Source organism: Streptococcus cristatus (assembly GCF_001578775.1).
Classification (GTDB): Bacteria; Bacillota; Bacilli; order Lactobacillales; family Streptococcaceae; genus Streptococcus; species Streptococcus cristatus_A.
Genome location: NZ_KQ969095.1, coordinates 1 through 290, shown reverse-complemented (window position 1 = coordinate 290; position 290 = coordinate 1). Strand labels below are relative to the sequence as shown.

Below are 290 nucleotides of genomic sequence, written 5' to 3'. Positions count from 1 at the left end.
TTTCTCAGCTGCTTGATGCTAAGACGAGCCCGATTCAAGCGACCAAGGATATTTACGATCAGCATTTATCGATTGTAAGAGAAAAAATAAAGGATAAGGATTCTCTCACAGATCAAGAAATTAAGATGATAGAGGGAAAAACAGATGAGGAGTTGGTACAGTTATACTTTCCGACGGAGATTGGTGACTACACTCGTTTGAAGGCTACGAACTGGCAGGAGCAGAACAAAGCTTGGCTAGCACCGGTGGAGACTATCTTTCGCTGGGGAGCTGCGGCCGTTTCCTTGGTT

1 protein-coding gene is annotated in these 290 nt (G+C 44.8%); it reads left to right on the top strand.

What is annotated here, in order from left to right:
* The coding region (locus SCRDD08_RS11745; RefSeq protein WP_414162619.1) for a hypothetical protein at positions 1–290 on the top strand (290 nt) is incomplete at both ends.